General features: G+C 70.6%; 23 protein-coding genes. 16 read left to right on the top strand and 7 right to left on the bottom strand.

What is annotated here, in order from left to right:
• Positions 1-8: 8 nt before the first annotated feature.
• Genes FHG66_RS10725 through FHG66_RS10680 form a run of 11 tightly spaced genes read left to right on the top strand, consistent with a single transcriptional unit; the run spans position 9 to position 10,322 of the window.
• Positions 9-287: a VirB3 family type IV secretion system protein gene (locus tag FHG66_RS10725; protein ID WP_139076752.1), complete on the top strand. Its 279-nt coding sequence runs from the start codon at positions 9-11 to the stop codon at positions 285-287.
• Positions 277-2,649 (top strand): VirB4 family type IV secretion/conjugal transfer ATPase, encoded by a 2,373-nt coding sequence (locus FHG66_RS10720; protein ID WP_139076751.1) that lies wholly within the window; start codon positions 277-279, stop codon positions 2,647-2,649. Before FHG66_RS10725 ends, FHG66_RS10720 begins: the two co-directional genes overlap by 11 nt.
• Positions 2,649-2,807 carry a hypothetical protein gene (locus tag FHG66_RS21545; protein ID WP_176556199.1) on the top strand — a complete coding sequence of 53 codons (159 nt, stop codon included), beginning with the start codon at positions 2,649-2,651 and terminating at the stop codon, positions 2,805-2,807. The genes FHG66_RS10720 and FHG66_RS21545 overlap by 1 nt, the downstream gene beginning before the upstream one ends.
• On the top strand, positions 2,800-3,984 hold the full coding sequence (locus FHG66_RS10715; RefSeq protein ID WP_139076750.1) for a lytic transglycosylase domain-containing protein: 1,185 nt from the start codon (positions 2,800-2,802) through the stop codon (positions 3,982-3,984). The genes FHG66_RS21545 and FHG66_RS10715 overlap by 8 nt, the downstream gene beginning before the upstream one ends.
• Positions 3,981-4,805 (top strand): type IV secretion system protein, encoded by an 825-nt coding sequence (locus FHG66_RS10710; protein ID WP_139076749.1) that lies wholly within the window; start codon positions 3,981-3,983, stop codon positions 4,803-4,805. Before FHG66_RS10715 ends, FHG66_RS10710 begins: the two co-directional genes overlap by 4 nt.
• A gap of 10 nt (positions 4,806-4,815) precedes the next feature.
• On the top strand, positions 4,816-5,469 hold the full coding sequence (locus FHG66_RS10705; protein WP_218013823.1) for a VirB8 family type IV secretion system protein: 654 nt from the start codon (positions 4,816-4,818) through the stop codon (positions 5,467-5,469).
• A 2-nt stretch (positions 5,470-5,471) separates the two neighbouring features.
• Positions 5,472-6,176, top strand: a complete 705-nt coding sequence (locus tag FHG66_RS10700) for a TrbG/VirB9 family P-type conjugative transfer protein (RefSeq protein WP_139076748.1) — start codon at positions 5,472-5,474, stop codon at positions 6,174-6,176.
• Positions 6,173-7,573: a TraB/TrbI/VirB10 family type IV secretion system protein gene (locus FHG66_RS10695; protein WP_139076747.1), complete on the top strand. Its 1,401-nt coding sequence runs from the start codon at positions 6,173-6,175 to the stop codon at positions 7,571-7,573. The genes FHG66_RS10700 and FHG66_RS10695 overlap by 4 nt, the downstream gene beginning before the upstream one ends.
• Positions 7,570-8,607: an ATPase, T2SS/T4P/T4SS family gene (locus FHG66_RS10690; RefSeq protein WP_139076746.1), complete on the top strand. Its 1,038-nt coding sequence runs from the start codon at positions 7,570-7,572 to the stop codon at positions 8,605-8,607. Before FHG66_RS10695 ends, FHG66_RS10690 begins: the two co-directional genes overlap by 4 nt.
• A 20-nt stretch (positions 8,608-8,627) precedes the next feature.
• Positions 8,628-9,206 carry a hypothetical protein gene (locus FHG66_RS10685; RefSeq protein WP_139076745.1) on the top strand — a complete coding sequence of 193 codons (579 nt, stop codon included), beginning with the start codon at positions 8,628-8,630 and terminating at the stop codon, positions 9,204-9,206.
• Between the two features lie 9 nt (positions 9,207-9,215).
• Entirely contained in the window at positions 9,216-10,322 is a 1,107-nt protein-coding gene (locus FHG66_RS10680; RefSeq protein ID WP_139076744.1) for a TrbL/VirB6 family protein, read from the top strand.
• A 232-nt stretch (positions 10,323-10,554) separates the two neighbouring features.
• Here the strand turns inward: FHG66_RS10680 and FHG66_RS10675 are convergent, their stop codons facing one another.
• The 5 genes from FHG66_RS10675 to FHG66_RS10655 form a co-directional block, all read right to left on the bottom strand.
• Positions 10,555-11,214: a flavodoxin gene (locus FHG66_RS10675; RefSeq protein WP_246082552.1), complete on the bottom strand. Its 660-nt coding sequence runs from the start codon at positions 11,212-11,214 to the stop codon at positions 10,555-10,557.
• A gap of 105 nt (positions 11,215-11,319) precedes the next feature.
• Positions 11,320-12,483, bottom strand: coding sequence for an aldo/keto reductase (locus tag FHG66_RS10670; RefSeq protein ID WP_139076743.1), 1,164 nt, complete (start codon positions 12,481-12,483; stop codon positions 11,320-11,322).
• Between the two features lie 59 nt (positions 12,484-12,542).
• Complete coding sequence (locus FHG66_RS10665) at positions 12,543-13,424, bottom strand: aldo/keto reductase (RefSeq protein WP_139076742.1); 882 nt, start codon at positions 13,422-13,424, stop codon at positions 12,543-12,545.
• A 77-nt stretch (positions 13,425-13,501) separates the two neighbouring features.
• On the bottom strand, positions 13,502-14,485 hold the full coding sequence (locus FHG66_RS10660) for an aldo/keto reductase (protein WP_139076741.1): 984 nt from the start codon (positions 14,483-14,485) through the stop codon (positions 13,502-13,504).
• An 83-nt stretch (positions 14,486-14,568) separates the two neighbouring features.
• Positions 14,569-15,315, bottom strand: coding sequence for an SDR family oxidoreductase (locus FHG66_RS10655; protein WP_139076740.1), 747 nt, complete (start codon positions 15,313-15,315; stop codon positions 14,569-14,571).
• Between the two features lie 126 nt (positions 15,316-15,441).
• On the opposite strand from FHG66_RS10655, the gene FHG66_RS10650 reads away from it, so the two are divergent.
• The 3 genes from FHG66_RS10650 (at position 15,442) to FHG66_RS10640 (ending at position 17,205) form a co-directional block, all read left to right on the top strand.
• Complete coding sequence (locus FHG66_RS10650) at positions 15,442-16,359, top strand: LysR family transcriptional regulator (protein WP_139076739.1); 918 nt, start codon at positions 15,442-15,444, stop codon at positions 16,357-16,359.
• A 73-nt stretch (positions 16,360-16,432) separates the two neighbouring features.
• Positions 16,433-16,711 carry a type II toxin-antitoxin system TacA family antitoxin gene (locus FHG66_RS10645; RefSeq protein WP_139076738.1) on the top strand — a complete coding sequence of 93 codons (279 nt, stop codon included), beginning with the start codon at positions 16,433-16,435 and terminating at the stop codon, positions 16,709-16,711.
• Complete coding sequence (locus FHG66_RS10640; RefSeq protein ID WP_139076737.1) at positions 16,708-17,205, top strand: GNAT family N-acetyltransferase; 498 nt, start codon at positions 16,708-16,710, stop codon at positions 17,203-17,205. Before FHG66_RS10645 ends, FHG66_RS10640 begins: the two co-directional genes overlap by 4 nt.
• Before the next feature lie 197 nt (positions 17,206-17,402).
• Here the strand turns inward: FHG66_RS10640 and FHG66_RS10635 are convergent, their stop codons facing one another.
• Complete coding sequence (locus tag FHG66_RS10635) at positions 17,403-18,338, bottom strand: hypothetical protein (protein ID WP_139076736.1); 936 nt, start codon at positions 18,336-18,338, stop codon at positions 17,403-17,405.
• Positions 18,335-21,625: an AAA family ATPase gene (locus FHG66_RS10630; protein ID WP_176556198.1), complete on the bottom strand. Its 3,291-nt coding sequence runs from the start codon at positions 21,623-21,625 to the stop codon at positions 18,335-18,337. The genes FHG66_RS10635 and FHG66_RS10630 overlap by 4 nt, the downstream gene beginning before the upstream one ends.
• A 453-nt stretch (positions 21,626-22,078) precedes the next feature.
• On the opposite strand from FHG66_RS10630, the gene FHG66_RS10625 reads away from it, so the two are divergent.
• On the top strand, positions 22,079-22,639 hold the full coding sequence (locus tag FHG66_RS10625) for a conjugal transfer protein TraD (protein WP_139076735.1): 561 nt from the start codon (positions 22,079-22,081) through the stop codon (positions 22,637-22,639).
• 1 nt (position 22,640) lies between these two features.
• Positions 22,641-24,719, top strand: a complete 2,079-nt coding sequence (locus tag FHG66_RS10620) for a type IV secretory system conjugative DNA transfer family protein (RefSeq protein ID WP_176556197.1) — start codon at positions 22,641-22,643, stop codon at positions 24,717-24,719.
• The last annotated feature ends 578 nt before the right edge of the window (positions 24,720-25,297 follow it).

Here is a 25,297-nt window from a genome sequence, read left to right as displayed (position 1 = left end):
GAGCGCCCATGGCGGATCAGACGCGGCTCTTCATCGGCCTTATCCGGCCCGCCAAGCTCCTGGGCCTGCCGATCCTCTACGCAGCCGGCTGGCTCTTCGGGTCGGCCCTGCTGTTCCTGTGGGTCCAGCACTGGGCGGTCGGGGTGGCGGCGCTGCTCGCCTACCCTGCAATCTGGAAGGCGGCCGACTGGGACCCGCATTTCCTCGACGTGGTCCGGGTGGTGATGCAGCACACCCCGCCGAGGCTCCCCCGCTCCGAGGACGGCGAGACGCACTATGCCCCGTGACACCGTCGAGGAGGCCGCCTCCTTCGATCCGGCAAGCCTGCTGCCCCGGCCGCGCCGGTCGGACCGGCATCTCGCGCGAATGCTGCCCTACGTCTCCCTGGTGGACGACGGAACGGTGCGAACGCGCGGCAACGAGCTCTTCCAATGCGTCCGCCTCGACGGGCTCAACAGCGCCACGGCCGAGGACGAGCTTCTGGATCGCACCAAGAGCCTGTTTGCGCAACTCGTGGCCCAGGTGGGGCCGGGCTACGCCTTCTACGTCCACAAGGTCTCGAAGGCGCTTCGGCACGAGCTGCGCCCCATCGAGGGCGGTGACTTCGCCGCCGCGCTCGACGCCCGCTGGCGGGCGCACCTCGACACGATGGGGATGCGCGACAAGACCTTGACGCTGACGGTGATGAAGCGGCCCGAGCTGGGCGCCAAGGTTCCGTTCTTCGCCCGCCGGTCGGTGGACACCCTGCGCGCCGAGACGGCCGAGAGCCTGCGCAAGCTGAACGAGGTCGTGGGCTTCATCCTGTCGAGCTTCGGGACCATGCGCCCGCGTCGGCTTTTGGCCTCGACCGGCGAGCTCCTGGGGTTCCTGGGCGGCCTGAACACGGGCGAGGAGCTGCCGCTTCACCAGGGGTCGCGCTTCGACGTCCTGGCCCACGACGTCGCCAACACGCGCGTCAGCTTCAAGGGCGCGCGCTTCGCCCTCTCGGAGGGCGTGGTGGGGCGGAAGTACGGGACCACCTTCGCCATCAAGACCTACCCCGCCAAGACCACGGTCGGGATGTTCGACGGGCTGAGCCTCCCCGTGGACATGGTGGTCACGCACTCGTTCGTCCCGGTGAACTCGAACCTGATGGCCGAGCGGATCAAGCGTCAGAAGCGCCTGATGCGGACGGGCGAGGACGGGGCGGTGTCGCTCCTGGCCGAGCTCGACGAGGCGCACGACGACCTGGAGTCCCGCCGCCTCATCTTCGGCGAGCACCACATGACCGTGACCGTGTTCGCCGCCACGCCAGGCGAGCTGGACAGCCTTGCGAGCGAGGTCCGCAACATCGCGGCCGAGCATGGTGTTGGCCTCATCAACGAGAGCTTCGCGGGACAGACCCACTACTTCGCACAAGCTCCCGGCAACGCCGTCATGCGGAGCCGGAAGGCGCCCCTCACCAACCGCAACTTCGCCGACCTTTCGGCCTTCCATCGCACGCCGCTTGGCAAGCGCGCGCAGGAGACGCCCTGGGGCACGCCCCTGACCATGTTTCCTACGCCGGAGCGGTCGGGCTTCTGGTTCTCCTACCACGAGGCGGGCCGCCCGGACCGCGAGCCCACCTCGGGGCATACCCTGATCCTGGGCCGCCCCGGCTCGGGCAAGTCGGTGCTGTCGGCGTTCCTGATGGCGATGGCGCGGCGCGCGGATGCGCGGGTCGTCGTGTTCGACTATCGGGCCGGCCTGGAGATGGCAGTGCGGGCCATGGGGGGCTCCTACGCGCCGATCCGCCCCGGCGTGCCCACGGGCCTCAATCCCCTCTGGCTGGAAACCGACGAGCGCGGACAGGCGTGGCTCGCCGACTGGCTGGTGGCGCTCCTGACCCGCCCCGATCGGCCGCTCTCGCCCGTGCAGACGAACCGCATTGCCGAGGTCGTCCGGCAGAACGCGGGCGCGCCGTCGCACCTGCGCAACTGGACGGACCTCGCCTCGCTGTTTGGCGGGGCGGACGACGCCGGCGACCTGAGCGAGCGCATCCACGAATGGACCAGCGAGGGTCGCTACGGCTGGATCTTCGGGCAAAGCCGGGCCGACACCTTCAGCCTCGCGGGCGAGGTGGTGGGCTTCGATCTGACGGGCATCCTCGACAGCGAGAGCGAGCGCGAGCGCATGGCGGTCCTTTCCTACCTCTTCCGCCGCGTCGAGCGCCTGATCGAGGACCGCCGGCCCACCGTGATCGTCGTCGACGAGGCCTGGAAGGCGCTCGACACGACGTACTTTGCGGAACGCCTCTCCAACTGGCTCGTCACCGCCCGCAAGCAGAATGCGGTGGTGGTGATGATGACGCAGTACGCGAGCCAGCTCGAACACACCCGCACCGGCAAGACCATCGTGGAGGCCGTGCCCACGCAGATCCTGCTGCCCAACCTCCGGGCCCGGGCCTCCGACTACGAGATGCTGGGCCTCAACGACAAGGAGTTGGGGATGCTCCTGGAGGGGTCGGTCGGGTCGCGAGCCGCCCTGGTGCGCGACGACCGGGGCTCCACGCTGATCGACGCCAATCTCAGCGCCTTGGGACCGCTTCTCACCATCCTGGGCGGAATGGAGAAGGGCGAGCAACGCGCGGGCCCCGACTGGCGGTCCCGGCCCGACTTCTGGAGGCTGTGATGCGGACCCGACTGATCCTGGCTCTGACGCTCGCCGCCCTGGGGCTCGGTGGATGCGAGACCTACCAAGGCCCCACGGCCACCTGCTTCAACCTCCTGGAGGGCGAGACGCCCTGCGAGTTCCGGCCCGTGGCCGGGGAGTTGGACGGGGATGCGTGAGGCCCTGACCGCCTCGACGCTCGCCCTGGTGCTGGTCCTCCCCGTCCCCGGCGAGGCTGGGCTGCTCGACGGGCTCTTCGGCGGCGTCTTTGGGGGCGGGTCGGTCCATGACGAAGGTCTGGAGTTGCGCGAGGAGGCCCTGATCGCCCAGAAGGGCGAGGACCTGGCCCTGCAGGCGGACCGGCTGGCGAACGAGGCGCAGGTTCTGGAGATCGAGAGGAGCCAGCTCGCGGCCCTGGATCGCATCCTGGCCTCCGTCTCCGCCACCGACGGGTCCGGCACCCCGGCCGCGATCGCGGCGCTGGAGGGCGACGGCACCACGCCCGCCTCAGCCGCCGTCCTTTACGGCCCCGAAGATCCCAACCCCGCCGCGCCGCGGCTCTTCGGCGACGCCGCTGTCACCGTCGAGGAGCTCATCATCCAGGTCGCCAAGGACACGGCGGGCTACCCGGGCGTCGCGGCGGCTGGCCTTTCGCCCGTGCAATGGCGCTGCTTGCTGCAGGCGCTGATCTGGCAGGAGAGCCGCTTCCAGGTGGGTGCACGCTCCCCGGCGGCGGCCTTCGGGCTCACCCAGATCATCCCCGACACGGCCCAGAGCCTCGGCATCTACCCGGAGTACTACGAGGACCCCTACCTCCAGGTCGAGGGTGGCGCCCGCTACCTCAGCCAGCAGCTCCAGGCCTTTGACGGCAACGTCGTCTTCGCGCTGGCGGCCTACAACGCCGGTCCGGGCGCGGTGGAGAAGTACGGGGGCGTGCCGCCCTTCGAGGAGACCCAGGGCTACGTCAAGGCGATCCCGGCCAAGTACAACAGCTACCTGGGCCTTGTGGGCGGCATCGACGCCCTGGGCACCATCGACCCGGTGCTCCTGGCGGGCGCCACCCTGTCGCTGACAGCCGACGCGGCGATGATCTACGCCGGGCACACGCAAGCCCAGATCGCGGCCGCTGCCACCCGGCTCCGCGGCATTGTCACCCGCATCAGGGCGACCGCCGACGCCGAGGAGGCCATGAGCCTCAACACCTACGCCCGCGCCGAGATCGCCCGCCTGATGGTGATGATGGTGCGGCTGCAGGCGGCCCACACCCAGCCCCTGAGCGCCGAGCAGGTGGCGATGGCCGCCGCCATGACCGCCGAGCGCGACTACACGGATTTCACCCTGGAGACCCTGGAATGAAGCGCCTCCTGCTTTCGACCGCCCTTGCGTTGGCGCTGGCCCCGGCCGCCGAGGCGGCCATCCCCGTGGTGGACTTCGGCTCCATCGCCCAGCAGATCGCCCAGCTCGACCAGATGCTGGAGGACTTCGGCATCCAGTCGGACCTTCTCGACAACGCGCTGGAGCAGCTCCAGACCCTGCAGGATCAATACGCCAAGCTCACCGAGACCTATGAAGCGCTGTCCGGCGAGCGGGACATCATGGAGCTCGTCATGGGCGGCGAGCTCGACAACCTCCTGGGCGGCAACTTCACCGACGTCGTGGCCTCCATCCAGGCCGTGCAGACCGGCGACTGGTCGCAGCTCACCGGCCCCAACGCGAGCCGCATGCGCGAGGGGATCGAGGGCGTGCTGAACGAGGCGGGCTTCGACGCCGCCACCCTGGAGCACATGGCAGCCGGCAATCCATCCGGCACTGGGCCGTCCGACCCGACGGGCACCCCCGGCGACGGCGTGGGCACCGACGAGGAGGCGCAGCGGATCGCCACGCGCGCCACCACGGGAGCGACCATGAGCGCGGCGGCCCAGGTCAGCCACGAGAACGCCGGCCAGGCTGCCTCCCGCATCGAGACGCTGGTGGCCGGCATCGGCGATCAGGCCGACCTCAAGGCCTCCATCGACCACAACACCCGCGTCACCGCCGAGATCGGGATCATCATGCTCGAGATGCTGCGCCTGCAGTCGGTCGCCACCGTGGGCGCGGGCCAGGCGGGGGTCATCGACGCCGCCACCATCGCGGCCGAGCGCGAGTACGTCGACTTCACGCTCCCGGACATGAACTGAGACCCGCCCCATGAACCGTATGAGCGAGATCCTTGAGGAAGAGCTGATCTACGGGGCGCGCCGGCGCGAGCGGGTCTGGAAGGCCATCGCCGGCGCGAGCGCGCTCTTTGGCGTCACGGGCTGCCTCGCAGCGGCCGCCGTGGCGGTCTTTGACGAGGACCCGCCCCCGGCTCTCGTCGCCTACGACCCCGAGACCGGCCTGGCGCTGCCGGAGGCCACCGTGCGGGCCGTCTCGCTCGCCGAGCGCCCGGCGGTGATCCAGGCCCAGGTGTTCCGCTACGTGACCGACCGCGAGACCTACAACCAGCTCGACAACGACCTCCGCGTGCGCCGGACCCTGGCCATGAGCGAGGGCGGCGCGGCCGACACCCTGCGCGCGCTCTGGACCTCCGGCCACGATGCCTACCCGCCGGAGGCCTACGGCGAGAACGCCCGCATCGACGTGGAGGTGCTGAGCATCGCGCTCATCACCAACGACCGCGCCCAGGTGCGGCTCAGGAAGCGCCTGACCAACCGCGACGGCATCACCACAGGCAACTTCACCGCTACGCTCCTGTTCGGCTTCGCGCCCGAGGAACGCCGCAGCATCGACGAGGTGTGGGGCAACCCCCTGGGCTTCGTGGTGCGGGAGTACGCCATCACGTCCGACAGGCTGGAGGAGTGACGATGCGCCGGATACGCCCTCTGGGACTCAGCCTGGGCCTGATCGCGGCGTTGGCCGGGGCCGCCTCGGCCGAGGTGGCGCCAAGCCGCGGCAGCCATGACGAGCGGGTGCGCGTGGCAGCTTACGTCGATGGGCAAGTGTACCGGATCAACACCACGCTCCTCAACGTGACCACCGTGGAGTTCGCCCCCGGCGAGACCATCCAGTCCATCGTCGCGGGGGACACCGAAGGCTTCCAGTTCGACGGCATTCCGGGCGGTCAGGCCTTCGCGGTCAAGCCCAGGGCCTCGGGGGTGAGCACCAACATCAACGTCTACACCAATCTGCGGAGCTACTACTTCAACGTCGTGGAAGGAGGCGGGCCCACCTACTACGTCGTGCGCTTCGCCTATCCCGGCGCATCCGCCCCGCCGAGGAACGCGGTCGTGCCCCGGGCGCCCACCTACCGCTACGGCGTGAGCGGCGAGGCGGAGTTCGCCCCCATAGCGGTCTCGGACGACGGCACCTTTACCTACTTCCAGTTCGCCCCGAACGCGCCCTTGCCGGCCGTCCTGCGGGTCGGGCCAGAGGGCGGCGAGCACACCGCCAACAGCACGACGCGCCAGGACGGGGTCGTGCGCGTCTCCGGCGTGAACGCCCGCTGGGTGCTGCGCCTGGGCGACCAAGTGGTCTGCGTGCAGGCCCTTGAGCCGGAGGGAGCCTCATGACGGACGATCCTGACTTCACGGCGCTCCACGACCGCCTCGAGCCAAGCGACGGCCGGCGCGGCAAGGGTGGGCGCCCTCCAGCGCTCCTAGGCAAGGCCTTGAGCGGGATGGCCGTCATCGGCTTTGCGGCCGTGGCTTTGGCTTATGCCCTTCACGGCTCGGGCGAGCCGGAGGCCACGCTGGCGACGGCGGAGCCTGAGCCTTGGCAGGGCACGGGCCAGGGGTTCGAGACCATGACCCCGCCGACCGCCGCCGCGACCCCGCAACCCGTCCCGGTCGCAGCCCAGCCCTCCAAGGCTCTCGACCTGCCATCCGGTCCCTCCGCGTCCGAGCAGGCGATGATGCAAACGTTGGCCGAGTTGCAGGCCGAGCTCGAGGCCATGCGCGAGGCGGCGGCGCAGCCGCAGGAGGACGGGAGCGCCGACCAGATCGAGAGCCTGAGTGCCCGGATCACGGACCTCGCAGAGCAGTCCGAGGACATGCAGGAGGCGCTGGAGGACGCCGAGCGGCAGGCCGAGCGGCAACGGCTGCGCGCCGAGGGCCTGGAGGCCCGACTGCAGGCCGCGCAGTTCGGCCAAGGAGTGCCGGAGCTGCCGCAAGGCGGCCTCGAAGCGCCGCCTCTGGCGGACGGGGAGGCCGATCGGCTCGCCGCCTTGGAGGAGCGTCGCGCCCAGGCCGAGGAGCTGCGGCAGGCGCGGATCAGCTCCCCCATCGTGGCCTTCGGCGGATCGGCCTCCGCCCCGAACGACGGGAGCGCAGGCGGCACCTCCGGGCTCGGGCCGAACGAGGACTTCCTGCGCTCAGGCGCCAGGGCTGCCGATGTGGAGCAGGCTGTTGTGATCGCCAACCCGTCCCGCACCGTCATCCAGGGCACCGTCATCCAAGCGGTCCTGGAGACCGCCATCGCCTCCGACCTGCCGGGCACCATCCGTGCGGTCGTCTCCGAGGACGTGCACAGCTACGACGGCACCCGCGTGCTGATCCCGCGCGGCTCCAAGCTCATCGGCCGCTACAACAGCCAGGTCGAAGCCACGCAGCGCCGCCTCATGGTGGCCTGGGACCGCATCATCACCCCAGACGGCCAGTCGGTGACCATCGCGGCCTATGGCGCGGACGAGCTGGGCCGCTCGGGGACGGATGGGAGGATCGATCGCCGCCTGGGCACCCGCTTCGGCTCGGCGGCGCTGGTGTCGCTGATTGCTGCTCTACCCTCGGCGGCGGCGGCCTCCGTGGATGACCCACTGGCGGCTGAGCTCGCCGAGGAGCTCGGCGGGGACGTGGAGGATGCCAGCCGCTCCGTCCTTGACGAGTACCTGTCCGTGGCGCCCACGATCTACGTCGACCAGGGCGCCCGCATCACCGTCCTGGTCGACCGCGACCTGGAGCTTCTGGGATGACGGCCGGCCCGACCCTCGTCCCCTCCCCCGCCGACCCCGTCGCGGACTCCTACCTCTCGGCCTCCCTGCAGCGGCTGGGCCCCGCCGTGCGCCGGCAGGATGTGATCGAGATCGCGATCAACCCGGACGGCCGGGTGTGGGGCGAGTTCCAGGGCGACCACTTCATGCACCCCTTGGAGGTCACGTTGGGACCGCAGGAGGTGAGAGACTTCGCCAGCCGCATCGCCTCGGCGGCGCGCGCGCAGCTCTCCGACAAGAAGCCCATTATCAGCGTGTCGATCCTCTACAACGGACGACCCATCCGCGCGCAGGTGGTGACGGCACCGGCGGTCGAGGGGGCCGCGCCCGCGATCTCGCTGCGCTTCTTCTCCTCCGTGCCACTCGACGCCATCAAGCTCGAGTGGCTCTATGACCAGCCGCAAAGCTTGGAGGCGCGCCGCCGCGAGCGCAACGCCCGGCTGCGCGAGGTGGTGACCTCGGGTGATCTGGAGGCGGCGCTGGCCTTCTGCGTCCAGCACAGGCTCAACCTGGTGGTCTCGGGCGGCACCAACACCGGCAAGACGGTGGTGCTCCGCAAGCTGCTCGACCACGTCTCGGCCACGGAGCGCATCGTCACCATCGAGGACGCAGCCGAGCTGCACCCCAGGCAGCCCAACGTGGTCACGCTCCTGGCCGACCGGGACGCAGGCGAGCGCAGCCCCGACCGGCTCCTGACCTCGACCCTCCGCATGCGGCCAGACCGCATCATCCTGGGCGAGGTGCGGGGCGGCGAGGCCATGAGCTTCTTGGAGGCCATCAACACCGGCCACGGCGGCTCGATGACGACACTGCACGCCGAGACGCCCCAGCTTGCGGTCAAGCGCCTGGCCATTGCCGCCTCCAAGGCGCAACTCCCCATGACCTACGCCGAGATCCTCGCCTACATCGAGGGCACCATCGACGTGGTGCTCCAAGTGGGCCGGCACGAGGACCGGCGCGGGCCCACCGAGTTCTACCTGCCGGGCGTGCGCCCCGAGGACGACCAGGCGGCCTGAGCGCCGCGAAGGAGGGAACGATGACGACGACCACGACGCGGATCAGCCTCGCCTTGACGGTGGCCCTGGCAGGGTTCGGGGCGGCGGGTCTGGCGCAGGACGCCTCCGACGAGCCGGTTCCCCCCGGGGCCGGGGAGGAGCTGGTTGTTCCCCAGATCGACGCCCCGGCCGCGCCGCCGATGACGGAGGACGAGGCGGCCGCCCAGGAGCCGACACCGGACGCGGGGGGGACGTCCGGCCTGAGCGACTTCACACCGCCCGACATGAGCGCACCGCGCGCCGCGAGCGAGTACCGAACCTGCCCCGACCGCGAACCTCGGCCTTCTTGGATCGAGGAGCTGAAAGGCTGGGACTCGATACGAGGCTTGGTGATTTCAGAGATTTATCAGACGCGCAGCTACGAACAGATCGTGGCTACGGGCGATTGCTCCTGCGCCGTCAAGGCACCGCCCTGGGACGCAGCCGAAGCCGAATATCAGGAGAAGTATGCTGCGATGACCAATAGAGCGCTGAGGGAGGTCAGGCACGAGTTCCAGCTTCTTTCTAGCGGCCTTCACGATGACGCACGGCGCATCTGCCAAGCTCAAGGCAACTGGTAGGAGAACGCTATGGGACCCGTTTCGTGGATGGTGGACACCATCGGGGGCTTTCTCGACGGGGCGGCCGAGTCGAGCTTCGCCGCCGTGGCGGGGTCCCTGGGCGGTATCTTAATGGTAGCCTCGACGCTCCTGATCGTCTTGGTATTTACCAACCTCGCCCTCCAGATGCGTCCCATGGACGGCAGCACCGCCGTTGGGCTCGTCGTGCGCCTCCTGCTCATCAGCGCCTTCGCCCTGAACTGGGTGCAGTTCAACGTGGTGGCTTCGGCCATCATCGACGGGCTCGACGATCTCGGCGCCGGCATCGTGGAGGCCGTGGGGGGCTCGATCCCATTTGGAGGGTTCGCAAGAGCGTTCGATGAAGTCATGTTCGACTTCGCCGAGTACCTGAATGCCGTGACCGAGAACATGGGCTGGATGGGTGGGGCCGTCGCCACGACCTTCGGCATGGCGATGATGGGCCTCTTGGGCGCACTCGCAGGCGCGGTGCTCATCTTCGCCAAGATCATGCTCACCCTTCTCATCGGCATTGCCCCTGTGATGATTGCCACGACGCTCTTCGAGGCGACCAAGGACTACTTCCACCGCTGGCTGTCGCTCTTCGTGGGCTTCGCCATGTACCCCCTCGTCATCGCCGGGGTTATGGCGACGGTCATCGGCATGGCTGAGGAAATGGCTATGACCCTGGGCGACCCGGCCGAGGACGCGACCTTGGGTGCCCTCATGCCCTTCTTCGCTATGATGTTCCTTGTTGTGGGCATGATCGGTGTGATCCCCTTCCTCGTGCGAACGCTCTCGGGCAACTTCGTCATGCCGGCAATCAGCTCGGTGCTGGGCGGGGACGCGCTCAACGCCGGGGCTGGCGCGCTCAGCGGAGGCGCCTCGCAGGCGCGCTACGCCGCGGCCGGGCTCCTCAATACACAGGGCTCGCAGGCGCGCGCCCGGGCGGGCAACCGAGGCGTCACCGAAACCCTGGCGGCGGGAGTCGGCGCGGGGGTGCGAGCCAACGTGAACCACGGGACGCGGATGGCCGATACGATGGCGCGCATCCGCCGGCTGGAGGACGCGGGGGTCATCCCCTCCGGCCTCAAGCCGAAGGATCCCAAGCCGAACTAGGACGCGCCACGCGGAAGAGTTCACAAGGACAGACGCCGTCGCAGGGCGCGGGCGATGTTTTCGCGCATGACTTACGAGAAGGCCAAACCCCTGACACGGCTCAGGCAGGCGCTCTTCGCGAAAGTCACGATTAGCGCGCTGATCCGCTCTCAGCCATCCGAGGCCGTCGCCTGACATGCGTCTCTCTTGCTACCGCATTAATCGGTGGGCAGCCGGCTTCTTTTCCACCCATTCATGGGCGCTCAATCTCGCCAAGCCAACCTCGAACCTGGTTGAGCGTCCTGCGCTCCTGGTCGGCTTCCATCACGAACGGCGGCTCGATGCGCGCGCCAGGCGCGTGGCTTGCGAGAACGGACAGGCTGTTGCCAAGGCCATAGCCGCCATGGGTGATGAAGGGCCGCAGCGTCGTGCCTTGCAGGTCGTGGGCGCTTAGAAACGACCGGATCACCGGCGGGGCGGTCTCGCCCCAGATCGGGAAGCCGAGGAACACCGTTTCGTAGCTTCCCACATTCGGGACTCGCTCGGCCAAGGACGGCTCGTCGCCGCGGTCGCGTTCCCCTCGCGCCTGCTCGACGGTTGCCTCGTAGTCCTCCGGGTAGGACTGCGCCGGCCGGATCTCGAACAGGTCCGTGCCGAGCGCACGGTGGATCGTCCCCGCAATCACGCGCGTGTTCCCAGAACGGGTGAAATAAGCGACCAGCGTCGTCGAGCCGCCAAGCGAGGCGTGGGCCGTCTCCGCGTGGGCTGCCGGTCCCGCCGTCAGCGCCAGCACAGCGGGGGCGGCTAGCACGGCCCGACGCGAAAGAGCATCGGACAGCGCCATGACCCTGTCGGCCTCGTAGCCACCTTGCGTGATGAGTCGGCTGGCAGGATTTGAAGTCGATCGCGTCATGCGAGTGCTCCTCTACTCATGGGGTCGGTAGCTGACTCGTCTGTTTCATAAGGCGCCAGGGCGCGGACCCGGCGGTCCGCGCCGCAACAGGAGCTCCCGCGCCGCTCAGCTTTTCGGGGGCGCCTCGACACCCGAGAAGGCCAGCACGTGGTCGGGCAGGCGCTGCCCCTGGACCTCAATGGCCCTCACCGCCTGGTCCAGCTCCGCCAGCTCGTCGGGCGTGAAAGTGACGGCGTCCGCGCCGATGTTGTCGAGCAGGTGCGCCATCTGCGTCGTGCCGGGGATCGGCACGATCCAAGGCTTCTGCGCCATGAGCCACGCGAGCGCGATCTGCGTGGGGGTGGCCTCCTTCCGCTCGGCCCAAGTCCGCGCCACCTCCACGAGCTGAAGGTTGTGCGGCAGGCTCTCGGGCGCGAAGCGGGTCTCGACGCCCCGGATGTCGCCCTCGGCGAAGCGGGTCTGCTCGTCGATGGCGCCGGTCAGGAACCCCACGCCGAGCGGGCTCCAGGGCACGAAACCGATGCCCAGTTCCTCGCAGGTCGGGATGACCTCCGCCTCAGGTCCGCGCCAGAGCATGGAGTACTCGTTCTGGACAGCGGTGACGGGCAGCGCGGCATGGGCGCGGCGCAGCGTGTCCAGCCCCATCTCGGACAGACCCCAATGCAGGACCTTGCCTTCGTTCATCAGGTCCTGAACCGCGCCGGCCACGTCCTCGATGGGCACGGCTGGATCGACGCGGTGCTGATAGAGGAGGTCGATGCGGTCGGTCCTGAGCCGCTGAAGCGAGCCTTCGACCGCCTGCTTGATGTGCTCGGGCCGGCTGTTAAGCCCTGGCCTACGCTCGCCAGTCTCCAGGTCGATGTTCCAGCCGAACTTCGAGGTGATGACCACCTCGTCGCGGAAGGACTCGATGGCCTCGCCCAGGATGCGCTCGTCCTCGTGGGGGCCGTAGGCCTCGGCGCAGTCGAAGAAGGTGACGCCGTGCTCGAAGGCCGCCTGGATGATGCGGTGCATCTCGGGCCGGTGGGGGATCGTGGTCTGGTAGGTCCGGTGCATGTTCTGCACGCCGAGACCCACGCTGGAGACCTCCAGCGTCCCCAGCCGGCGGCGGTTGCCGATCTGCGAGGCCGCAGCCGTCCCGTCCGCGCCTGCGGCTTGAGCGGCAGCCGGCGAGGCCGCGCCGCCGACGAGCAGCGGCGCAAGCGCGAGGCCTCCGGCTGCGGCCAGAAGGCCGCGCCGTCCGATGTGGGGTCCGTTCTCAATGGCCATGGTCGATGGTCCTCTCAAAGGGGTACGACGGTGGGATGGGAGGGGGACAGGTTGCCGCCTCATGCCTCGGGGATGGGCCGGCCGTAGGCCTCCAACGTGATGCTGTCAGGCTCCGGCCCGCCGCGCCGGCCGGTGTCGAGCGCGTCGAGGGCGGCGACCTCCTCGGGGATGAGATCGAAGTCGAGGACATCGAAGTTCTCGGCGATGCGGGCAGGCTTGGTGGACTTCGGGATGGCGGAGCGGCCCGCCTGGAGATGCCAGCGCAGCATCACCTGGGCGGCCGAACGCCCATGCGCCTCTGCGATCCCGAGGATCGTGGGGTTCTCCAGGGTGCCTTTCTCGCCACCCCGGTAGAAGGTGATCCCGCCGATGGGCGACCAGGCCTGGGTGAGGATGCCGTGCCGGGCGTGCTCGCGCTGAAGCGCGGTCTGCTGGAAGTAGGGATGGACCTCGATCTGGTTCACCGCCGGCACCACGGACGCCACGGCCAGGAGGCGGTCCAGATGCTCGGGCATGAAGTTGCTCACGCCGATGGCGCGGACCTTGCCGTCGGCAAGGAGCCGCTCCAACGCCCGGTAGGCGTCCAGCGTGCGCTCGAAGGCCGAGGGCAGCGGCTGGTGCAGGAGCAGGAGGTCGAGGTGGTCGACGCCGAGCTTGCCCACGCTCTTCTCAAAGGCATGGAGGGTCTCGTCGTAGCCGTAGTCGCTGATCCAGACCTTGGTCTCGATGAACATCTCATCACGGGCAAGGCCAGAGCGGCGCAGGCCTTCGCCCACCTCGCGCTCGTTGCCGTAGGCGGCGGCCGTGTCGATCAGGCGGTAGCCCCGGCGCAGCGCCTCCTCCACGGAGGCGGTGGTCTCGGCGGGTGGGGTCTGGAAAACGCCCAGGCCCAGGGCGGGCATGGTGACGCCGTTGTTGAGGGTAAGGGTCGGACCTTGCATGGCGGGTGTCCTTCGTTCGTATGTTGGGGATGGCGGGAGAGCTTGGCCCTGGGGCCGCGCCGTGAGCGGCCGGCTTCTCAGCGGTTAACCATCTGCGCCGACCGGCCCGAGTAGCGCTCGCCTTGGATGGGGATGGCGGCCAGCGCCTCGCCGATCCCGCGCAGGTCGGCGTCGGTCAGCTCGACCTCCGCCCCGCCCAGGTTCTCCTCCAGCCGGTGGAGCTTGGTGGTACCCGGGATCGGCACGATCGAAGGCGCTTGGGCCAGGAGCCACGCGAGCGCGATCTGCGCGGGCGTGACTCCCTTGGCAGCGGCAATCTCGCCCACCCGGTCCACGAGCGCCTGATTGGCGTCGCGCGCCTCGGGCGCGAAGCGCGGCACGGTGTTGCGGAAGTCCTTCGCATCGAAGGTCGTGGTGGCGTCGATGGTCCCGGTCAGGAATCCCTTCCCGAGCGGGCTGAAGGGCACGAAGCTGATGCCCAGCTCCCCGAGCGTGGGCAGGATCTCCGCCTCGGGCTCGCGCCACCAGAGCGAATACTCGCTCTGAAGCGCCGTCACGGGCTGGACGGCGTGGGCGCGGCGGATGGTCTGCACGCCGGCCTCGGAGAGGCCCCAGTGGGCGACCTTGCCCTCGGCGATGAGGTCCCGCACCGTCCCGGCCACCTCCTCGATGGGCACGGTCGGATCGACCCGGTGCTGGTAGAAGAGGTCGAGGCGCTCGACCCGCAGGAGCTTGAGCGACCGTTCGGCGACTCGGCGGATGCGCGCAGGATCGCTGTCCAGGCCGAGGCTCGGGTCGCCCTCTCGGAAGCCGAACTTGGTGGCGATCACCACCCGGCCCTTGAAGGGCGCCAGAGCCTCGCCCAGGAGGTCCTCGTTCGCGCCCTGCCCGTAAGCCTCGGCGGTGTCGAAGAAGGTGACGCCCCGCTCGACGGCGGCGCGGATCAGGTCGATGGCCGCCTCGCGGTCGGTGGCCGGCCCATAGCCATAGCTCAGGCCCATGCAGCCCAAGCCCAGGGTGGAGACATGAAGGCCGGAGCGGCCGAGTTCGCGGGTGTGCATTGGTCGTGCTCCCTTGGTCGGCGCCGACGAGGGCGCGAAGCTGGAGACGGGGATGGGTCGTCGTGGGCGACCCATGCGGGGGGTCAGAGCGCCTGCCGCGTGGGCCGGAACAGGATCTCGTTGATGTCCACGTCCTCGGGCTGGCTCATGGCAAAGGCCACGCAACGCGCGAAGGAGTCGGCCGGGATCGCGAACTCGTCGTAGAACTGCTGGAGTCCCTCCGCGACGTCCGCCTCGGTGGCGCTCTGGGGCAGCTCGGTCGCGACCGCCCCGGGCGAGATGATCGTGATGCGGATGTTGTGGGGCTTCACCTCCTGCCGCAGCCCTTCCGAGAGGACGCGCACGGCCGTCTTGGTGGCGGAGTAGACCGCGCCGCCCGGGCCCACCTTGTGGCCGGCCACGGAGGAGACATTGATGATGTGCCCGGCCTTCTGCCGCTGCATGTGGGGCAGCACGGCCGCGATCCCGTAAAGCACGCCCTTGAGGTTCACGTCGATGGTGCGGTCCCAGTCCTCGATCTTGCGCCGCTCCAGGGGCGAGTGGGGCATCAGGCCTGCGTTGTTGAGAAGGACGTCCACACGCCCAAAGGCCTCGACGGCCTCGTCCACCAGCCGCTGCACCTCCTCGGCCTTCGTCACGTCCGTGGCCACGGCCAGCGCCTTGCCGCCTTGGCTTTGGATCTCCTGGGCGAGCGCCTCGATGCGCTCTACCCGCCGGGCGCCCAGCACGACGGTGGCGCCCTGCTCGGAGAGGTGCCGGGCCGTGGCCTCGCCCAAGCCGCTGCTCGCGCCGGTGATGACGACGACCTTGCCTTCGATGTTCGCGCTCATGGTGGGCCTCCGCTGGTCGGGACGGCCGATGAGCGGCCTTTCTCCGTTGCGAGGTCTCATCTAGCGCCTGCCCCCTTCCCCGATTAGCCGCTATGATCCGCATGAGCCTATATCGGAGATTTATAAATGCGGCGTGAGGACCTGGCGGACCTGACCGTGTTCCTGGCCGTGGCGGAGGAGCGGAGCTTTACCCGCGCCGCAGCAAAGCTCGGCACCTCGCAGGCGACGCTGAGCTTCACCGTGCGCCGGCTGGAGGAGCGGCTGGGCGTGCGGCTCCTGACCCGCACGACGCGCAGCGTGGCGCCCACGGCGGCCGGGGAAAGCCTGCTGGAGACCCTGCGCCCAGCCCTGACGGAGATCGACGGCAAGCTCGCCACCCTGACCGAACTGCGCGACAAGCCCGCCGGCACTATCCGCATCACCACGAGCGAGCACGCGGCCGAGGCCGTGCTCTGGCCTGTGCTGGAGCGGCTCGCGCCGGAGTATCCCGACGTGCGCGTGGAGATCGCCGTCGATCAGGCCCTGACCAACATCGTGGCCGACCGCTTCGACGCCGGCATCCGCCTGGGCGAGCAGGTCGAGCGCGACATGGTGGCGGTCCGCATCGGCCCAGACCTCCGCATGGCCGCCGTAGGCAGCCCTGCCTACTTCGCCTGCCACCCGGTCCCGCAGGTGCCCCAGGACCTCACCGGACATGCCTGCATCACCGTGCGCCTGCCCACGGCGGGCGGCCTCTACGCCTGGGAGTTCGAGAAGGACGGCCGCGAGCTGAAGGTGCGCGTCGAAGGCCAGTTCGTGCTCAACAGCCCGGCCCTGCACCTCAAGGCAGCGCGGGCGGGCCTCGGCCTTGCTTTCGTGCTGGAAGGGCACGTGGAGGACGACCTCCGGGAGGGCCGCCTCGTGCGCGTGCTGGAGGACTGGTGCCCGCCCTTTGCAGGCTACCACCTTTACTACCCCTCTCGCCGCCAGCCCACGCCCGCCTTCGCGCTGCTGGTCGAGGCGCTGCGCTACAGAGACACGCAACGAGCGGCGCAAAAGTTTTGACTGGCGCGAAAGCCTAACTCACCTTGTAACGACAACAGCGTTACACCACGTTGAGGGGCACCCGGAGGTCATTATGTCCACCTATCCCGCCCGCGAGCCCTTGAACATCCGCATCCAGCCCGAGTTGCGCAGTTTGATCGACCGCGCGGCCGAGCTAACGGGCAAGACCCGCACCGACTTCGTGCTCGACGCCTCGCGCCGCGCCGCCGAGGAGGCGCTCCTTGACCGCACCCTCTTCGCCGTGGGCGAAGAGGCCTATGGCGAGTTCCTGGCCCGCCTCGACGCCCCGCCCTGCCCGAGCGACCGCCTGCGGCGCACGATGACGACGCCTGCCCCCTGGGACACCGAGTGACGCTGTCAGCGCCCGCGCCGCTGGCGGACCATCACCTGCTTTCCGACTTCGACTCGGGCGTCCCCTCGTTGGATGACTGGCTCAAGCGGCGCGCCCGCGCCAACCAGGCCTCGGGCGCCTCGCGCACCTTCGTGCTCTGTGAGGGCGAGCGGGTGGTGGCCTACTACGCCTTGGCCTCGGGGGCGGTGAAGGGGATCGAGGCCCCCGGCCGCTTCCGCCGCAATATGCCCGACCCGATCCCCGTGGTGGTGCTCGGGCGCTTGGCCATCGACCGCAGCCTCCAGAGTCGGGGCATCGGCCGGGCGCTGGTGCGTGACGCGCTCCTCAGGGTCGCACAGGCCGGCAAGTTGATCGGCATCCACGGCGTGCTGGTGCACGCGCTTTCGGACGCTGCGCGCGCCTTCTATCTCGCCGTAGGCTTCGAGCCCTCGCCTCTCGATCCCATGACGATGATGGCGACGGTGACCGACCTGCGGCACGCCATCGAAGGGTAGAAGCCGGCTCCAGCCTCACAGTCCGTAGCTCCACCCGTCATCCCTCTGCCGGTGCCGGGCCCTAGCCCGCTCGTGCTCGGGGCCGGGTTTCTCCCGCTCCTGCGTTACGGGCTTGGCTCGGTCCAGCACCGCCTGGACCCTCTCACAGCCTCCAACCATCCTTGGCAACCAGACAGACCTCCGGTCTCTTGACCCTCTCAGAGCAGCGTATCCGTGGGGATGGCCGTCACCTCGAAGGCCGTGTCGAACCATTGCGGCCCGGCTAAGGCGTTCTCGACGACGAACAGCGCCTCGAGCCAGAGCCAGGGCGCCCAGGCGACGATCTCCTCGGCGGCCGCGAGGATCTCGGCGGCCACGGCTTTGTGCGGCGAGCCGGGAGTGCGATCCGCCCGGACCGCTCTCAGGACGGTCTCCGGCGTCTCATGGAGCCGGCGGAGCCCGGCTTGCACCACGCCAAACAGAGCGGCCCTGTCGCCCCGCCACGGGCCCTCGTCCCAGAGCACCGCCAGGGTGGCTAGCATGAAGACGTCCTGCTCCCGGGCCAACTCCGGCCCGGCTGCGAACATGTTCCGGATGACCTGTCCATAGTGGCGATCGGCATGTCGCTCGACGAGCCCGTCCACGGAGAGCGCGCCCCGTGGCAGCGGACCCGCCCTGCCCTGGTGGCGATCGATGCGGGAGACCACCGGCAGGAACAGGTAGGTCGAGCGCTTCCGGGCCAGCTCGTCGAAGAACGCGACCATGCGCTCGGTGGTGGCCCCGCGTGGCCAAAGGGTACGGATCTCCTCGAGGAGCCCCGGCATGTCGGCGTAGCCCTGCCAGGCCCGCGCCCGGACCTGGGCCAGCACATCGTGGGCGTGGAACATCGCGCGGCGATCCGCCCCGGCCGCCCAGGCGTAGACCAGGAGCCCGTAGAGGTCGCGCGACAGCTCCCGCTCAGGGATCAGGTCTCCCCCGAGGTCCAGGAGCGCCTGCGCCTCCTCGGCCCAGTGCAGGACGACGTCGCCGCGCCGCTCGAGCCGCCGCAACCGCTGCCGCCTCATCCAGTCCCTGATCGTCACGAGGACCTCCCCCAGCTGCTGGTGCCGCCGGTCCAGGCGCGTGAGGCGACCGCGCTCGCCGGTCCGCCTCACGGCCTCATTCTCGTCCCCTGCCGCAGGCGCTCGGCCTGGGTCAGCCGTTGCCCTTCCACGGCAGCCGCCCGCTCGCCGTGCCGCACCAGTTGCACCACTGATCCTATCTCGGCCAGCACCGCGCGCGAGACCTCCGGATCGTTCCCGCCGAGAGCCTCCGCCGCCCCAGGGCCGAGCCGGTCCATCCGCCGCACCGCCTCCGCCCCAAAGCGGTCCTTCACGGATCGCACGAAGCTCGCCACCTCGGCGGCAACCCGATCATCGGCCTGCAGCGCCGCCCAGGCCTTCGCGCGCTCCGCCGGCGCCTCCGCTGCGCCGAGCACCCGCAGGGTCTCCTCCGCTCGCGCCGACATCACCGGCACGCCAATGGCCTCCGCCGTCCGCCGGGCCTCCATCGCGGCCAAGGCGCCCTGTGCCGCTGCGGCCTCCGCCTCCCCGATCCGCCGCACGGCTGGCCCCACGGCTTGCGCCACGCGCTCCGCCTGCGCCCGCACCAGACGCGCCGCCCGCCCGGCCAGGAGTCCCGCACGACCCGCAAGCGCCCCGAGCTGCTCCGGGTCCGCCTCAATCCGCCGCGCGGCCGAGGTCGCCCCGTGAGTGGCCACCAACTCGCCAAGCCGCGCCTCGGCCGCCTTGGGGTTGCGGTAGGCGCCCACGAGGTACTGCCCCAGCGCCTCCCGCTCCCGCCGCACCACCGGGTCCGCGGCCACCGCCGCCATGGTCGCGGCTCGCTCTGCGGGCTGGGCGGGCTCTGTGCCGGCCCGCGGCGGGATCAGCCAGCGCGGCGCGGGGGACGGCTCGTCCTGCGGCCGCGACTTGGGAACCTCGCCCGCTTGGGGGGAGAGATCCCCGCCACGCCGTTCCGCGACCGCGCGCTCGTCCCGCCCGGCCGTCTCGGCGGGGGTCCCCTGCGCGGCCCGCCCGGCCGGCCCCATCCCCTGCCCTACCTCCGGCCGCAGCGCCGGGGGCAGCTCGTCGCGCGTGGCCCAGGCGACCGAGGCGGCCCGCACCTCCGGCCGGCTCATCTGACGCGCCAACTGCGCGAGGCCCATGGCCGTCTCCCGGGCTGCGAAGATCGCCGCACTCTCCCGCTGGCGCGTCAACGCCACGTAGGACGACGCCTGCCGCCAGTGCGCCGAGTGCAGCAGGTACGTGTGATCGATGGTCTTGCCCTGGCCCTTGTAGATGGTGCCGGCGTAGCCGTGCCGGAAGCCAGTGAACTCCCCCGCCCGCCAGCTCACCTCGCGCCCGCCCGGCCCGTCGAGCCGCGCGGTGATCCGCCCCGTGCGCGCATCGATCCCGGTGATCACCCCGGCGTTGCCGTTCCAGAGCCGCGCGCTCCGCAGCGTCTCGGTCACCTGCACGCGGTCGCCCACGGCGAAGGAGGCCGCCCCATGCTTGGTGTCAAACCGCACGTCTTCGCCGAGCTCGCCCCGGGCCTTGCGGACGGCCCTGAGCTCGGCGTTGAGCGCGTCGACCTCCTTGTTGGTGTAGGCGAACACGAAGCGCGTGGCGTGCGGGTCGGACACCGTGTCCGCCGTCCAGCGCGCCACCAGCGCCGCCCGCGCCGCCCCCTGGTCTTCCGACCAGTGCAGGGCGCCCTCTCGCGCGAAGGCCGCGACGGCCGCCAGCGTGCGCCCCTCCGCGAGGTCCTGCGCCGCCTGCCGCTGCCAGTCGACTTTCTGCCGCGTCACTTGGCGGATCTCGGCCGAGCCGTGCGCGGCCTTGAGCTCGGGGAAGAGCCCGCCCCGCTCGATGGAGGCCAGCTGCCGGTCGTCGCCGGCCAGGAGCACCTTCGCCCCGCTGCGCCGCGCTTCCGCCAGGAGCTCGCCGGTGACGCGCGCATCGCACATCGCCGCCTCGTCGACCACCACGAGCGTCCGCGCACCCCAGGTGACACGCCCGTTCTTGAGCCGGAACAGCTCGGAGTGCACCGTCGCGGCCCGGCCCGGCCGGCCCCCCTGCCCCGCTCCTTGGCCCGCCCCTGAGCCTGCCCTTGGACCGAACCCGTCCGCCGCGAGGTCCTGCGCCACGGCGTTCGTGGGCGCGAGCCCGATGACCTCGTAGCCCGCGGCCTCATGTGCGGCGCGCACCGCTCCCAGCGTGTAGCTCTTGCCGGTCCCCGCCCGGCCCTCGAGAAGAATGAGACCCCCCGGCCCCACCGCGTGGTCGAACGCCGCCCGCTGGTCTGCCCGCAGCGTCCGGCCCTCGAGACCGGTCCCTTGCGCCGCCTTGCTTAACCCACCATGCCGGCCCGCGGCCACCGCAGCCGCGTCCGCCAGCGCCGCCCGCTCCTGCGCGCGGACCGCTTGCGTCGTGTACCGCCCGACGGACGCCCCGGTCTCCGGGTCGTGCAGCGCCAGCACGTCAGCGTGCCCCAGCACCCGCGCTTTGACAGTGAGGTGCTCGCCCTCGTCGTGGATATGCTTGGCGAGGAAGCGGTCGAGCTCGCGTTCCGTGAAGCTCGCGTTGCCTCGCGTCAGCGCCTGCAGCACCGTCTCAGGGTCCCGCACTGCTGCCGCGTTCGCCCGGGCCACCTCTTCGGCCCGCGCCACCGCCTCCGAGCCCGGCACGCGCATACGCACCGGCCCCACGTGCCGACCCGGCACCACGGCTGTCGCGTCCACCCGGAGCTCCAGCCCGTGCGCGGCGAAGAAGGCGTCCTGGTGCGCCCGCCAGAGCTCCCCCCAGCGCGCGCCGTCGGTCACCGCCGCGCGCCCGCCGAGGGTGCGCACCACCGGGTCGAGGTCGCGCGCCTTGCGGGCGGAGAGCCGGTCCCCCTCCACCCGCCGCGTGGTGATCAGGAGATGCGCGTGGTGGTTCGCCCGCTCGCTCTCGGCGTCTCCCGTCCCGTCAGAGTCGACAGCCCCGCCCTCGTCGCCGCGGCCCCCTCCGGCGTGCGGGGCGTGCACGTCGAGCTGCACCGCCAGTCCCCGGGCCACGAAGTGCTCCCGCGCGAAGCTCTCCGCGAGTGCCACCCGGTCGTCGTGGGTGAGCCCCCTATCCGCCGGCAGCGCCAGCACGATCTCGCGGGCCACCTGGGCGTCGCTGCGCCGCTCCGCCGCCTCGGCCAGGTTCCAGAGCACCTGACTTGCGGCCAGGCGGTCCTCCGCACCCTCGGGCAGCAGCACCGTGTGGTGCTCGGGCGCCTCGCGATGCGCGAAGGAGTAGCGCTCGCCCGTGCGCAGGTCGGTGATCGCCTCCCGCGCGTTGTAACAGGCGGACCGCACGGCGCACCCGCCCGAGGAGCGGGACAGGTAGCGGGCGCGGGCGAAGGCGATGGCCATGCGGGCATCTTGGCGGGTCCGCCCCAACACGCGCAAGCCGCAACTGCAAGTTGAGGCCGCAAACCGCATTCGCGAGAATGCATATTGCGTCTGCTCCGCTCACTCGGGTGCCCCTCGCGAGATCACCGAACCCGGCACGGCCGGTGGGTCCTCCGCTGTCGAGATGGCACTGACCAGTGCTGGCTGCTCCGGACTGCAACGGCGGAAGCGGCAGGAAGTTATGACACGAGGAGGGAGAACGCGGCTCTGCAGCGGCCTCGACCTCCGCAACCGTCCTCCCGGGTTCGCGACGCTCCGGCCAGGGCGCAGACAGGTTGGGGACCGCGAGGGACCGGGAGTCTCCTCCAGGTTGCGCCATCCCTGGGCGTCTGCCATTCTTAAGCGGCGCCACGGGTGGGTCTCGGGCTCGCCCGCGAGGACCGCGCGACGGAGACAAAGAGAGGAGACCACCCCATGGCCCTGACCAGCCTCGCCGAGCGCCAAGCCCGCCTCGAGCAGCAGCGCGCCCGCCTGCAACGCGAAGAGGCCAAGATCCGCGAGGACGCCCGCAAGGCCCGCACGCGCAGCCTCATCGAGGCCGGCGGGCTCGTCGACAAGGCCGGGCTCGGGGAGCTCGACGCCAACACCCTCTACGGGGCGCTGCTGGAGGTGGCCTCCCGGAGGAGCGACCCCGACCAGGTGGCCCGCTGGCAGGCCGAGGGGGGCCGCGCCTTCGACCGCGAGGCCAAGGCCCGCGCCGCCGCCAAGGAGCCGCTGATCCTCACCCTCGTAGGCGCACAGCCGGCGCTGGTGACCGCGCGGCTCCGAGGCTTGGGCTTTCGCTGGTCCAAGGTGCTCCAGCACTGGGAGGGACTGGCGGTCTACAGTGAAGCCAAGGCCGCCGCGGACGAGCTCGGCGGCACCCTGCAGCGCATGGCGCCGCCCGCGGACGCGAGCGATGCGGCGAAGAGTGGAGCCATGGCGGCCTCGGCCCGGCCCGCCTCCTCGGGGGCCTCCGTGGACGCGGCGGAGTAGCATGCCGGGGCTCGCGCGCCGCGCCGCCGACCTGGGACGGGATGGGCTCGCCTTCGCGCTCCAGCTCTGGCCGCTCGCCCTGGCCTGGCCGGCCCGAGAGGGCGCCCTCGTGCTTTGGCGCGAGGCGGTCCTGCTCTCTCCCACCCTGGGCTCCGGCGGGATCGAGGCCCGCCTGGCCACCACGCTCTGGCCCGCGGCCGGGCTCATGGGCCCCATCCTGCTGATGATGGTCGCCCTTGGTCTTCGCGTCCGCCGGCTCGCTCCCCTCACCACGGCCTTGGCCGGGCTCGTGGGCCTTGCCGGGACCCTGGCGCTGACCTTGTGGCCGGTGGGACGGGGCCTGGCACCCCTGGTCGGCCGGCTCTCCGCGCTCGAGCTCGTGGAGCGCATTCCAGTCGCCTACACCGTCGTCGCCGTCGTGGGGGTCGTGGCCCTCGGCGTCGGTCTTCGCCTCCTCGTCGCCCCTCCCCGGGGTGCGGGCGGCACGTCTGGCGCCCGCGCCCGCTCCGACAACCATGGCCACGCCGACTGGCTGAGCCTCACGGAGGCCCAGCGCCTCTTCCCCGGCCCCGACCCCGTCCATGGCGGCCTTGTCGTGGGCGAGGCCTACCGCGTCGACCAGGACCGCGCCGTGCGACGGCGAGGCGTGGGAAGCGCTGGCAGGAGCATGCGCCCGTTCGATCCCGACGACCCGACGAGCTGGGGCCAGGGCGGCCGCGCGCCGTTGCTCATCGACCCCTGCCGCTCCGGGCCCACCCACGCCCTGGTTCTGGCTGGCTCCGGCGGCTTCAAGACCACCTCCGTGGGCGTGCCGACGCTCCTGACCTGGACCGGCTCGGCCGTGGTCCTCGATCCCTCGCGCGAGGTCGGACCCATGGTGGCCGGCGCCCGCCAGACCCGCCTGGGCCAGCGCGTGGTCACGCTCGACCCCTCCGGAGGGAGCACGGGCGGGTTCAACGCGCTGGACTGGATCGACACGGCCTCGCCCCTGGCCGAAGCCAACGTCGAGGCCGTCGCCACCTGGCTTGCGGGCGAGCCCGCGCGCGGGTCCCGCGCGGGTGGCGGCGGGGAGTTCTTCCGCGACATGGGCAAGAGCCTCATCGCCTGCCTCTTGGCCGACCTCTTGTGGGACGAGGAGCTCGGGGCCCGCGACAAGACGCTGAGGCAGCTGCGCCGGGTGCTGGTCACGCCGGAGGCCGAGATGCGCCGCCTGCTGGCCCAGGTCCATGCCGGCTCCGCCTCCCCCCTCGCCCGCGATCTCGCCGGCACCCTGATGGGTCTCGTCGACGAAACCTTCTCCGGGGTCTACGCCAACGCGGTCCAGGCCACGCGCTGGCTCTCCACCGCCGCCTATGCCGACCTCGTCTCCGGCGACACCTTCGAGACCCGTGAGCTCTGCGGGGGCCGCCTCACGGTCTTCGTGCAGATCCCGCTCAAGGTGCTCCAGGCCAGCCCGGGCCTCGGGCGCGTGGTGATCGGCGCGCTCCTCAACGCCGCCTACGAGGCCGACGGCCGAGTCGCAGGCCGCATCCTCTTCCTCCTCGACGAGGTCGCCCGCCTCGGGCCCATGGCCGCGCTTGAGACGGCGCGCGACGCCGGGCGCAAGTACGGCCTGACGCTGCTGCTGCTCTATCAGTCGGCGGGCCAGCTCGTGGAGCAATGGGGCCGCGAGGGCGCGCGCGCCTGGTACGACGGCACCTCCTGGCGCCTCTACGCCGCGCTCCAGGACCCCGAGACCGCCCGCGAGCTCTCAGAGGTCTGCGGCGAGCACGGCGTCGTGGTCCTGAGCGAAGGCGACAGCCGCGGCAGCTCGGGCCGCTGGGGGAGAGCCACGCAGGCCAGCTCCGGGACGAGCGCCACCCGCTCCGAGATGCGCCGCCGTCTCATCACACCCGACGAGCTCCTGCAGGACACCCGCACGGACGAGGCCTTCGTCATCGTCCGTGGCACCAGGCCGCTGCGCTGCGGACGCGCCATCTATTTCCGGCGCCCCGAGATGGCCGCCACTGTCGCGCCCTCCCGGTTCCAGCCGAGCGCACCCCGCCCGGCCCCGGGCCGACGCGGGCGGATGGCGTCCTGAGGGTGGCACCATGAACGCGTGGGGTGGGGCTTGCGCAACGAGAGATGTGGCCCCGTCGAGGACGGATGCTGCGTGACCGCGGGTCCGGTAGACGGATCCGCAAGGGCTGGTCCCAGCTCTGTTGGCCGATGTGCGAAGAGCGAACCGTAAGAAGTCCCCCAAGACGTAAGAGTCAGCTCGAGTGCGCGTCTCGTTGGCCTCAGGTCTCGCTGCTCTGGTCTACGAAACCTTACGTTTGGGGGGATCTGGTTTGACCTACTCCTGCAAGCTTCTGTGCATCGCAGGTCCTGCCCCATCCTCGTGAGTGAGTTATCCACAATCCCAAGGTCGCGGCGTTCTTCTTCTCTTCTTCATATTCTTCTTTCTTCGTGGCTGATTTTCCTAACTTTCAGAAGGAGTTGGGTGGCCAGATATTACGTCTTGGGGGATGTTGGCTTACATATCGGGGGTCTGAGACGTACGTCTCGGGGGATCTCCCATTACGTTCAGGGTGACTTCGAGCGACTATCTTGCCGACCTGAGTTGCTCTTGCCCTGATCCTTACAATTACGTAGCCTGCTTTGTAAGGTAAGGTTTGG

It is taken from the genome of Rubellimicrobium rubrum, assembly GCF_006152115.1.
Classification (GTDB): domain Bacteria; phylum Pseudomonadota; class Alphaproteobacteria; order Rhodobacterales; family Rhodobacteraceae; genus Rubellimicrobium; species Rubellimicrobium rubrum.
This window is presented reverse-complemented; position numbering and strand designations above follow the sequence as displayed.